The following is an 11,909-nucleotide window of genomic DNA, read 5'->3' on the forward strand; positions in this document are numbered from 1 at the left end:
GGTCGCGGCGGCACCGGAGCGCGGCGGAGGTGACGGCGTGACCTGTTCGGTGTGCGGGACCGTGGCCGTGCCCGGTGCGCGGTTCTGCCACCACTGCGGCTCCGCGCTGCCCGCGGCCGCCACCCTGCCGGCGGCCGAGCGGCGCATCGTCACCGTCCTCTTCGGTGACCTCTCGGACTTCACCGCCTGGTCGGAGGATCTCGACCCGGAGCGCGTCGGCGCCGTCACCGACCGGGTGCTCGCCGCGCTCGCCGGCGCCGTGAAGACCTTCGGCGGGCACGTCGACAAGCTCACCGGCGACGGGATCATGGCCGTGTTCGGCGCGCCGGTCGCGCACGAGGACGACGCCGAGCGGGCCGTGCGCGCCGCGCTGTCGATGCAGCGGGCGGTCCGCCGGGTCCTCGACGACGAGCGCGGCGGCGGCGCCCCGCTCGGCCTGCGCATCGGCCTCAACACCGGGCCGGTCGTCGCGGGCGTGCAGGCCGGCATCGAATACACGGTCATCGGCGACACCGTGAACACCGCCGCCCGGCTCGCCGACGCGGCCGCGATCGGCGCGGTGTACGCGGGCGACCGCACCTCGAGCTCCACCCGCCGCCTGGCCTCCTGGCGGGCGCTGCGCCCGCTGCGGCTCAAGGGCAAGCGGGAGCCGGTCGAGGCCTACGAGCTGCTCGGCCTGCTCGACGCGCCCGGCACCCGCTCCGGCCTCGGCGACGAGGCGCCGTTCGTGGGCCGCGAGCCCGAGCTCGGCCGCGTCTCGGGCCGCCTCGCCGAGATCGCGGACCGCCAGGAGTCGCGGGTGCTGGTCTTCACCGGCGAGGCGGGCCTGGGCAAGACGCGGCTGGCCGGCGAGATCGAGCGCTTCGCCGCCGGATACCTCGGCGGCGCCGGCTACACCCCGAGCGCCGGGTTCGCCCCGGGCGGCGGCGCCCGCGTGCTCTCCGTGCACTGCGCCGCGTTCGGCGAGCGGCGGCGCCTGGCCCCGCTGGCCGACCTCGTGCGCGCCGCGATCGGCCTGCCCCCCGACGCCGCGCTGACCCGCGAGGCGGTCGAGGAGCGGCTGCGCCGGCTCGCCCAGCGCCTGGCCCGGGCCGCGCGGGGGCGCCCGGAGCCGCCGCGGTTCGCCAGCGACCTGCTGCTGAGCCTGATCGGCTACACCGAGGCCGTCGGCGACACCGCGTGGGTGGCGCCCGGCGGCAAGGCCGACGAGCTGGACCTCGACGCCGTGCCGGCCGCCGTGGCCGAGCTGCTGTCGGGGCTGGCCGCCGAGACGCCGCTCGTGGTGATCGTCGACGACCTGCACGACGCGACCGCCGAGACGCTGGACGCGCTCGGGGCCACCATCGAGCGGCTCGAGGGCCCGGTGCTCATCGTGCTGCTCGGCCGGCCCGAGCTGGTGCGCTCGGCCGGGGTGCTGACCCGGATCGCGGATGCCGAGGTCGTACCGATCCCGCCGCTTCGGGGCGCGGACGCCGCCCGGCTGCTGACGGCCTATCTCGGGGGCGGGCGGCTCGCCCCGGCCGACGAGGACCGGCTCCTCGCGACCGCCCAGGGCAACCCGTTCTACCTCGCCGAGCTCGTCACCCTGCTGCAGGAGCGGGGCGCGCTCACCACCGTCGCCGGCACCGACCCGCCCGGCTGGCGGCTCGCGCCCGGCTCGCTCGGCGGCCGCCTGCTCTCCCGCGACCTCGCCGCCGTGCTCGCGGCCCGCATCGACGCGCTGCCCGCCGACACCCGGGCCGTGCTGCGCGACGCCGCCGTCATCGGCGACACCGTGCCCGCCCGGGCGCTGGAGGCGCTGCGGTTCAACCCGCCCGGCCAGCCGGCCCGGCCCGCGGTCGTGGCCGCGGTCGAGCTGGAGCGGGCCGTGGAGGAGCTGCTGCAGCGGCGCATGCTGCGCCGGGGGCGGGGCGGGTTCGCCTTCGCCACCCCGCTGCTGCGCGAGGCCGCCTACGCGGGCATCGGCAAGGCCGACCTGGCCGAGCGGCACGCCGCGCTCTCCCGCTGGGCGGCCGCGGCCGTCACGAGCTTCCTGGCCGCCGGCGGCACCGGCAACGTCGCGGGTCTCAACCTGACCCTCGGCTCCGCCGACGCGTTCATCGCCGAGCACGCCGAGCGGGCCAGCCGCCTCGCCGACGTCGTCGGGCTGCGGCCGGACTCGCTCGCCCGCTCCGCCGCGCCGCTGGGCGTGCAGGCGCTGGGCCGCGCCGCGCGGGCGGCGCTGGCCTCCGGCGAGCCGGCCCAGGCCGCACAGGCCGCCGACCGGGCCGCGGTGCTCGGCGGCGGCGCGCTGCCCGCGGCCGACCGGCTCGTGCACGCCCGGGCGCTGTTGCAGCTCGGGCGGTCGGCGGAGGCGCTGGGGTACGCCGAGAAGATCACGGCGAACGCGGGCGACGACGCGGCCGTGCGGGTGGGCGCGCTGCTCGTGGCCGGGCGGGCCTACCGGGCCATGGGCGATCACCGGCGCAGCTACGGCACGCTGTCCGAGGCGCTCGACGCGGCGACGGCGGCGCATCTGACGTACGAGCGCGGTGACGCCATGCGCCGCCTCGGCATGGCCGACTTCCTCGAGGGGCGCCTGGCCGAGGCCGGGGGCCGCTTCGCCGAGTCGTTCCAGATCGCGGTCACCGCCGGCGACCGGCGCGCCCAGGCGTGGTCGCTGCAGCACCTGGCCTGGGTCACCACCACCCGCGGCGACTTCGCCGGCGCCGACGCGGCGCTCGGGCGGGCCGCCCGCCGCTTCGCCGAGCTCGGCGACCCGGTCGGGCGGGCCTGGCTGCGGGGCACCACGGCGTTCGTGCGGCTGCTCGCGGGCCGGCTCGGCGAGGCGCGGCGGCTGGCCAAGGCGTTCCTGCCGTTCGGCGAGCGCGTCGGCGACGCCTGGGCGGTCGGCACCCTGCGCGCGGTCGAGGCGTTCGCGGCGGCCGAGAGCGGCGACCTCGCCGAGGCCGACCGGGAGGCGCGGCGGGCCTACCGCGAGTTCGCCGCGGCCGGCGACGACTGGGGCCGCGGCCTGGCGCTGGTCGTGCGCGGCGTGGTCGCGCGCGAGCTTTCGGAGCCGGCGCACGCGTACGACCTGCTCAGCGACGCCACCGAATGGGGCGAGAAGACTGGGCACCCGCTGCTGCTGGGCATGTCGCGCACGATGCGCGGCTTCGTGTCGCTGGACCGCGGCGACCCCGTCGCGGCCGAGGCCGACGCGCGGGCGGTCCTGCAGGTCGTCGAGACCCACGACGTGCTGGAGCCGGCCAAGGTCGGGCCGCGGGTGCTCTTCGGCCTGGCCCGCCTGGCCCAGGGCGACCTGCCCACGGCGCTGGAGACGCTGGGCTGCGTCGCCGCGGAGCGGCCCGGCCCCTCGGTGATCTTCTCGCGCCGCCAGGCCATCGCCGCCTACGCCGCGGCCCTGCTGGCGGCCGGGCGCAACGCCGAGGCGCTGGACTGGGCGCGGCAGGCCCAGGGCGCCGCGGGCGAGGACGTCCGCGGTCGCGATTATGCGGCGGCCGTACTGGCCGAGGCCCTCGAAGCCAACCGAGCGTGCGCGAACGACTCCGTTCCGGCGGTGGCCGAGCCCTGAAGTCGGCTGTGGCCGATGCGTGACGGAGAACTGTCATACCCCTGCCGTACCGTCTTACCGTGACCGCATCGGCTCCGCTCCCCTCGGTGCCCGGCCTGACCGGGTTCTCGGTGCTGGCCCGTGGCGGATATGCCACCGTCTACCGGGCCCAGCAGGAGTCGGTCGGGCGTGACGTCGCCGTCAAGGTCGAGAACCGCACCCTGGAGACCGAGCGCGACCGCCGCCGCTTCATGCGCGAGGCGCGCGCGGCCGGCCGCATGTCCAGCCACCCGCACGTGGTCGACCTCTTCGACGCGGGCATCACCGGCGACGGTCACCCCTACCTGATCATGGAGCTCTGCGACGGCTCCTACGCCGAGCGCATGCGCTCCGCCCCGCTGAGCGCGGCCGAGGTCCGCGAGGTCGGCTTCAAGATCGCCGACGCCCTCGCCGACGCGCACTCCCTGGGCGTCCTGCACCGCGACGTCAAGCCCGCCAACATCCTCTTCAGCCGCTTCGGCGAGCCCGCCCTCGCCGACTTCGGCCTGGCCATCCTCGCCGAGTGGCGCGACGTGTCGATCACCCTCGACGTGCTCACGCCCGCCTACGCCCCGCCCGAGACCTTCCGCCACGCCCCGCCCGGCCCCGCCGCCGACGTCTACGCGCTCTGCGCCACCCTCTATGCCCTGATGCGCGGCCGCCCGCCCCGCTGGCGCGAGGACCAGATGCCGAGCCTGCTCTCGCTGGTCGACATGTTCAACGAGAACATCCCCGACCTGCCCGGCTGCCCGCCGGAGCTGATGGCGATCCTGCGCGCGGGCATGGCCAACGACGACACCCGCCGCCCGACGGCCCTGCAGCTGCGCGACGCCCTGATCGCCCTGCAGCTCGCGCCCACCCCGCCGGTGATCGTGCCCCCGCTCGGCTCCCCGCCGGTCGAGCCCGTCTACACCTCGCCGCCGCTGCCGCCCACGCCTCCGCCGCCGCCCGCGGACCGCCTGCTGGACTCGCCGTTCCTGGGCGGCTTCCCGCGCGACCCGGAGCAGACCGTGCCGCACGAGGCCGGCCCCGAGGAGCCCGCGACCGACCCCCTGCACCGCTCCGGCTCTGCCGCTTCGGGCTCCGGCTCTGCCGCTTTGAGCTCCGGCGCGGGCGCGGCCCCGTCTTCGGGCTCCGGTGCGGGCGCGTTCGGCTCCGGCTCGCTGTCTGGTTCGGGGGCCGGCGGGTTCGGCTCCGGGGGTGGGGTCTTCGGCTCCGGCTCGGGTGGCGTGGCCGCGGCCGGGGATTCGGGGCCGCCGGCCGCGCCGCCCTCGGACCCGTTCGTCGCGCCGGTGAGGCCCCCGGCGGGGAGCCGGCGCGGCCTGTGGGTCGGCGTGACCGTCGGACTGGTGGCGGTGGCGGCGCTGGTGGGTGTCGCCCTGGCGTACGGCTTCGGCGACGGCTCCCCGGGCCCGACCCCCTCCGCCTCGGTGCTCGCCGCGCCGCCCACCACCGCCTGCGGCCCGGTCGCCGCCACCGAGGCACACTGCTCGAGCATCCCGGAGTGCTTCGACGCCAAGCTCACGGTGACCTCGTGCGACGGGGTGCACACGTGGGAGGCGTTCGCCTACGGCGACCTGCCCGCCGGCAGCAAGGTGACCAGCCGCAAGGACCCGGCCGTGGCCGGCGTGTGCAGCCTCAACACCCTGGTGGCGGTGAACATCGGCGCGGCCAACTGGGAGATATCGGTCATGCTGCCGAGCACGGCCGAGCAGCAGGCCGGCCCGACGACGTTCCGGTGCCTGGCCGGCCGCGGGGACAATGCGATGACCGGCGACCAGCTGCACAAGAGCCGCTAGCACGCGCCCATCGCCGACTCGGGCCGCACCGCCGAGCGCCCGCCGGGCCGCGCCGCGCTGGGCGCACCGCACCGCGCCGGGCCGCGCCGCTGGGCGCCCACCGGACCGCGATGGCCGCACCGCCGAGCGCCCGCCGGGCCGCGCCGCGCTGGGCGCACCGCACCGCGCCGGGCCGCGCCGCTGGGCGCCCACCGGACCGCGATGGCCGCACCGCCGAGCGCCCGCCGGGCCGCGCCGCGCTGGGCGCACCGCACCGCACCGCGCCGGGCCGCGCCGCTGGGCGCCCACCGGACCGCGATGGCCGCACCGCCGAGCGCCCGCCGGGCCGCGCCGCGCTGGGCGCACCGCACCGCGCCGGGCCGCGCCGCCGGGCGCTCACCGGACCGCGCTGGCCGCACCGCTACCTCGCCGGGCCGCCGGGCCGCGCCGGGCCGTGTCGCAACGCCGGGTTCGCGTTGAGCCGTCGACGGTGGAACGCGCCGGTGTTCGCGGAGCGGGGCGGGTGAGATGCCGACCGGGGAGTGGCGGGCGCGCATCGGCCCGTCACGCCCCGGGTGGTGTCGTCAGTACGACTTCTCCTGCCCCAGCAGATGCTGCGAAACGAAGTTCAGGATCATCTCCCGCGACACGGGCGCGATCCGGCCCGCGCGCACGGCTCCGAGCAGGGTCGAGACGCCGTACTCGGTCGTCATCCCGTTCCCGCCCAGCGACTGGATCGCCGTGTCGACCGCGAGCGCGGCGGCCTCGGCGGCGGCGTACTTGGCCATGTTCGCCGCCACCCCGGCCTCGAGGTCGCGACCCGCGTCGTAGAGGGTCGCGGCCTTCGCCACCATGAGCCGGGCGAGCTCGACCTGGATGTACGCGTGCGCCAGCGGGTGCGCGACGCCCTGGTGGCTGCCGATCGGCCGGCCCCACACCGCGCGGGTGGCGGTGTAGGCGGAGGCGCGCTCGAGGGCGTACCGCGCGGTCCCGCACGCCATCGCCGCCACGGTGATGCGCTCGGGGTTGAGGCCGGAGAACAGCGCGGGAAGGCCCGCCTCGGGATCCTCGCCCACGAGCGCCTCGGCGGGGACGCGCACGTCGTCGAGGTACAGCTGGAACTGGTTCTCCGGGCTGACGATCTCCATGTCGATCTTCGTCGCGGTCAGTCCGGGAGCGGTGGACGGCACCACGAAGATCGCGGGCTTCAGCCTGCCGGTGCGCTCGTCCTCCAGGCGGGCCACGACCATGATCTTGTCGGATTCGTCGACGCCGGAGATGTACACCTTCCGGCCGGTCAGGGAGTAACCCCCCTCGAAGGGCCGGGCGACCGTCGTGAGCTTGTGGAAGTTGGAGCCCGCGTCCGGCTCGGTGATGGCGAAGCAGACCTTGAGGGTGCCGGACGCGAAGCCGGGCAGCAGGTTCTGCCGCTGGGTCTCGGTGCCGTGCTTGGCGATGATCGTCGCGGCGATCGCGGGGGAGACGACGAGCAGCAGCAGCGGGCAGCCGGCCGCGGCCAGTTCCTCGCAGACGATCGCGAGCTCGGTGATGCCGCCGCCCCCGCCGTCGTAGCGCTCGGGCACGCTGACGCCGAGGTACCCGAGCTTGGCCGCCTCCTGCCAGAGCTCGTCGGAGTGCTCGCCGGCCTTGGCCTTGCGCACGAAGTACTCGTGGCCGAAGCGCTTGCCCAGCTTGGCCACCGCGTCGCGCAGGTCCTGCTGTTGAGGGGTGTAGTCGAAGTCCACGCAAAACTCCAAGGGCTATGAGGGGGACAGCACCGCCAGCAGTGCGCCGGACTCGACCTGCGAGCCGGCCGCGACCCGCAGGTCGCTGATGACGCCGTCGGTGGGGGCGTGCACGGGGTGCTCGAGCTTCATCGCCTCCACCGTCAGCAGCAGGTCGCCGGCCGCGACCCGCTGGCCGGGCACCACGAGCACCCGGCCGACCGCGCCCGGCAGCGGCGCGACCAGCGAGCCGTCCGGCTGGTCGGCCGAGGGCAGCGGGAAGCGCGGCAGCTCGCTCAGCGTCACCGAGCCCTCGGAACTGTCCACGAAGGACACCCCGTCGACCTCGTGCACCGAGAACTGCAGCCGCACCCCGCCGACGTCGAGCACGACCCGCTCGCCGGTGGCGGAGAGGATCGCCGCCGGCGGGTGGTCGGGCGCGCCGGCGGGGTCGAGCGCGGCGCCGGGCAGGCCGATGTCCTCGGGGTCGATGCGGCGCACCGCCCAGGCCGCGAGGTCGTTGGCCCGGTCGAGCCGGTAGCCGACCTCGATCGTGCCGGTCGGGCCCTCGTACACCACCGTCTGCAGCGCGCTGGGCACGTTGCGCCAGCCGGAGGGCAGCCCCGGCAGGAGCGCGGTCTTGGCCCGCCGCGCGGCCCCCGCGAGCGCGGCGGCGAGACAGGACAGGCGCACCGCGTCGACCGAGGACAGCAGCGGCGCGAAGACCTCGGGGTGACGATCCAGAAAGCCGGTGTCGGTACCGCCGGACAGGAACGCCGAGTGCCGCAGCACCCGCACGAGCAGGTCCCGGTTCGTGGTCACGCCGTGGATGTGCGCCCGGGCCAGGGCCCCGCCGAGCATGCGCGCGGCCTCGGCGCGGGTCGGCGCCCAGGCGATGAGCTTGGCCAGCATCGGGTCGTAGTGCACGCCGATGACCGAGCCGTCGGCGACGCCCGAGTCCAGCCGGAGCCCGGGCGCGGGCAGCGGGCCGAACGCGTGCGTGACCCCGGCGACCTCGAAGCGGTGCAGGGTGCCGGTCGAGGGCATCCAGGCGTACGCGGGGTCCTCGGCGTAGAGCCGGACCTCGATCGCGTGCCCGCGCAGCGGCGGCGGGCCGTTGAACGGCAGCGGGCCACCCTCGGCCACGACGAGCTGGAGGCGGACCATGTCGACGCCGATCACGCACTCGGTCACCGGGTGCTCGACCTGCAGCCGCGTGTTCATCTCCAGGAAGAAGAACTCGCCGTTCGGCGCGAGCAGGAACTCCACGGTGCCGGCGCCGACGTAGGACACGGCCCGGGCGGCCGCGATCGCCGCCTGGCAGAGCCGCTCGCGCAGCTGCGGGTCGACCGCCGGCGACGGCGTCTCCTCGACGATCTTCTGGTGCCGCCGCTGGATCGAGCACTCGCGCTCGCCGAGGGGGACCACGTTGCCGTGCGAGTCGGCCATGATCTGGACCTCGATGTGGCGGGCGCGCTCGACGTACCGCTCGCAGAACACCGTCCCGTCGCCGAACGCCGAGGCGGCCTCGTGCCGGGCGGCGGCCACGGCCTCGGCGAGCGATTCGCGGTCGCGCACGATGCGCATGCCCCGCCCGCCCCCGCCCGCGGACGCCTTGACGAGCACCGGGAAGGAGTCGACGTCCTCGGGCTCGACGGCGGTGGGCAGCATCGGCACCCCGGCCTCGGCCAGCAGCGCCTTCGCCTCCAGCTTCGAGCCCATCATCGCGATGGCCTTGGGCGACGGGCCGACCCACGTCAGGCCGGCGTCGATGACCGTGCGGGCGAACTCGGCGTTCTCCGACAGAAAGCCATAGCCCGGGTGTACCGCATCCGCCCCGCACTTGCGCGCGGCCGCGATGAGCAGATCGCCGCGCAGGTACGTGGCGCTCGGCGAGTTCCCGGGCAGGTGGACGGCGTAGTCCGCCTCGGCCACGTGGGGCGAGTCGGCATCGGCGTCGGAGTAGACGGCGACCGTCTCGATCCCCGTCGCCCGGCAGGTGGCGAACACCCGGCGGGCGATCTCGCCGCGGTTGGCTACCAGCAGCCTTCTGATCACTGTCGCTCCCCTAATGCCGGAATACGCCGAAGTTCGCGCGGTCGCCGGTGCCGACGAGCGCCAGGCACATGCCCAGGACGGTGCGGGTGTCGCGTGGGTCGATCACGCCGTCGTCGTACAGGCGGCCGGAGAGGAACAGCGCCGCCGACTCCTGCTCGACCTTGTGCTCGACCATGAACCGCATCGTGCGGTCCTGCTCCTCGTCGTAGGCGTGGCCCTTGGCCTCGGCCGCCTGCCGGGCCACGATCGACAGCACGCCGGCCAGCTGCTGCGGGCCCATGACCGCGGACTTCGCGTTCGGCCAGGTGAACAGGAACCGGGGCTCGAACGCGCGGCCGCACATGCCGTAGTTGCCGGCGCCGTAGGAGGCGCCGATGTTGACGGTCAGGTGCGGCACCCGCGAGTTGGCCACCGCGTTGATCATGAGCGCGCCGTGCTTGATGATGCCGCCCTGCTCGTACTCGCTGCCGACCATGTAGCCGGTCGTGTTCTGCAGGAAGATCAGCGGGGTGCCGCTCGCGTTCGCGAGCTGGATGAACTGGGCCGCCTTCTGCGCCTCGGCCGAGAACAGCACGCCGCGCACGTTGGCCAGCACGCCGACGCGGTGGCCGTGGATCGCGCCCCAGCCGGTGCACAGGGCCGGGCCGTAGGCGGGCTTGAACTCGTCGAACTCGCTGCCGTCGAGCACCCGGGCCAGGATCTCCCGCGGGTCGAACGGCACCCGCAGGTCTGCGCTCGGGATGCCCAGCAGGTCGTCGGCGTCGTACTTCGGCTCCGCGCCGTAGGTGCGGGTGGCCGTGCGGCCGAAGTTGCGCACGCAGGCGCGGGCCAGCCGCAGGCCGTCGCGCTCGTCCTCGGCCACGAAGTCGGCCAGGCCCGAGCGCGTGCCGTGCATCGCGGCGCCGCCCAGCGTCTCGTCGTCGACCGTCTCGCCGGTGGCCATCTTCACCAGCGGCGGCCCGGCCAGGAACACCTTGGCCCGGTCGCGCACGAAGATCGTGTAGTCGGACATGCCGGGGACGTACGCCCCGCCGGCCGTCGCGTTGCCGAAGACCACCGCGACCGTGGGGATCTGCGCCGCCGAGAGCCGGGTCAGGTCGCGGAACGCCGCGCCGCCCGGGATGAAGATCTCGGCCTGCTGCGGCAGGTCCGCCCCGCCCGACTCGACCAGGTTGATCAGCGGCAGCCGGTTCTCCCGCGCGATCTGCGAGGCCCGCTGGGTCTTCTTCAGCGAGAACGGGTTGACCGCGCCGCCGCGCACCGTCGGGTCGTTGGCCACGATCACGCAGGGCACGTTCTCGACGATCCCGATGCCGGCCACCACGCTGGCGCCGATCGGGTAGTCGGTGCCCCAGGCCGCGACCGGGCAGATCTCCAGGAACGGCGAGTCGCGGTCCACCAGCAGCTCGATGCGCTCGCGCGGCAGCAGCTTGCCCCGCGCGTGGTGGCGCGCCATGTACTTGTCGCCCCCGCCGGCGCGCGCCTGGCGCAGCGCCGAATCCAGCTCGGTCAGGCGCTCCAGCATCGCCGCGCGGTTCTCCGAATAGACGGTCCCGCGCGGGTCGAGATTGCTCGTCAACACTGGCATGGCCCTCAGACCCCCAACTGCTTCGCGATGATCTCGTTCATGATCTCCGTGGTCCCGCCGCCGATGCCCATGATCCGAGCGTCGCGGTAGTGGCGCTCGACCTCGGCGTCGCGGACGTAGCCCAGGCCGCCGTGGAGCTGCACGGCCTGATCGACGACGTGGTCGCAGGTCGCGACCGCGGTGTTCTTCGCCATCGCCACCTCCGTAACGAGCCGCTCGCCGCTTGCGACACGGACGGCGACGTGGCGTACGTATGTGCGGGCCACCGCGACCAGCCGCGCCATCTCGGCGAGCCGGTGCCGCACGAGCTGCCGGCTCGCCAGCGGGCGGCCGAAGGTGTGCCGGTCGCGCACCCAGGCCAGCGTCAGGTCGAGGCAGCGCTGGGCGGTGGCGTAGGACTGCACCGCGAGCGAGATCCGCTCGGTCGCGAAGTGGTCCATGAGCTCGGCGAACCCGCCCACGACGTGGTCCTTGGGCACCCGCGCGTCCACGAAGGACAGCTCCGCGGTGTCCGAGCAGTGCCAGCCCATCTTGTCCAGCCTTCGGGTGAGCGTGAAGTCCTCGGCCACGAGGAGGCGCAGGCCCTCGCCGGTCCGCACGGCCACGGTGGCGAAGTCGGCCCGCGCCCCGCTGGTGATGAACGTCTTCGTACCGTTGACGACGTAGTGATCGCCGCGGTCGTCCGCCCGCGTGCGGATGCCGGCCACGTCGGAGCCGCCGTCGGGCTCGGTGACGGCCAGGCAGCCGATCCGCTCCCCGGCGAGCGTCGGGCGCGCGAACCGCTCGATCAGCTCCGCCCGCCCGGTCGCGACGATGTGCGGCAGCGCGATGCCGTGCGTGAACAGCGCGGCCACGAGCCCCGACGAACCGCCGGCCTGGATCAGCTCCTCGGTGACCACGACGGTGTCGACGAGGTCGCCGCCGGAGCCGCCGGCCTCCTCGGGGAAGCCGATGCCGAGCAGCCCCAGCTCGGCGGCCCGCCGGTGCAGGGCGCGGGGCACCTCGCCGGCGCGTTCCCAGGCGTCGAGGTGGGGGAGCACCTCGCGGGTGACGAAGGCGCGGGTCAGCTCGCGCAGCCGCCGCCGCTCCTCGGTCTCGAAGGGGTCCGTCATGCCGCCTCCTCGCTCCGCTCGCCGGCGGCCCGTGCCGCCCCTTCGCTTCGCTCCGGA

The 11,909-nt window shown here is 75.5% G+C and carries 6 protein-coding genes; 2 read left to right on the forward strand and 4 right to left on the reverse strand.

The genetic code is table 11. The features are described from left to right. Nucleotides 1–37: 37 nt before the first annotated feature. The gene (locus ACQP1P_RS02620; RefSeq protein ID WP_433082749.1) at nt 38–3,574 is read left to right on the forward strand and encodes an adenylate/guanylate cyclase domain-containing protein; all 3,537 of its coding nucleotides are present in this window, start codon (nt 38–40) and stop codon (nt 3,572–3,574) included. A gap of 86 nt (nt 3,575–3,660) precedes the next feature. Further along, nucleotides 3,661–5,391, forward strand: a complete 1,731-nt coding sequence (locus tag ACQP1P_RS02625) for a serine/threonine-protein kinase (RefSeq protein ID WP_433089786.1) — start codon at nt 3,661–3,663, stop codon at nt 5,389–5,391. A 563-nt stretch (nt 5,392–5,954) separates the two neighbouring features. On the opposite strand, the gene ACQP1P_RS02630 is transcribed toward ACQP1P_RS02625, so the two are convergent. From ACQP1P_RS02630 to ACQP1P_RS02645, 4 genes are read right to left on the reverse strand one after another with little or no spacing between them, the layout of a single operon-like run. Continuing rightward, nucleotides 5,955–7,115: an acyl-CoA dehydrogenase family protein gene (locus ACQP1P_RS02630; protein ID WP_433082751.1), complete on the reverse strand. Its 1,161-nt coding sequence runs from the start codon at nt 7,113–7,115 to the stop codon at nt 5,955–5,957. 15 nt (nt 7,116–7,130) lie between these two features. After that, nucleotides 7,131–9,152 carry a biotin carboxylase N-terminal domain-containing protein gene (locus ACQP1P_RS02635; protein ID WP_433082753.1) on the reverse strand — a complete coding sequence of 674 codons (2,022 nt, stop codon included), beginning with the start codon at nt 9,150–9,152 and terminating at the stop codon, nt 7,131–7,133. A 10-nt stretch (nt 9,153–9,162) separates the two neighbouring features. Next, nucleotides 9,163–10,740: an acyl-CoA carboxylase subunit beta gene (locus ACQP1P_RS02640; protein WP_433082755.1), complete on the reverse strand. Its 1,578-nt coding sequence runs from the start codon at nt 10,738–10,740 to the stop codon at nt 9,163–9,165. A gap of 5 nt (nt 10,741–10,745) precedes the next feature. Continuing rightward, the gene (locus ACQP1P_RS02645; protein WP_433082757.1) at nt 10,746–11,852 is read right to left on the reverse strand and encodes an acyl-CoA dehydrogenase family protein; all 1,107 of its coding nucleotides are present in this window, start codon (nt 11,850–11,852) and stop codon (nt 10,746–10,748) included. Nucleotides 11,853–11,909 lie beyond the last annotated feature (57 nt).

Source organism: Dactylosporangium sp. CA-052675 (genome assembly GCF_050947935.1).
GTDB lineage: Bacteria > Actinomycetota > Actinomycetes > Mycobacteriales > Micromonosporaceae > Dactylosporangium.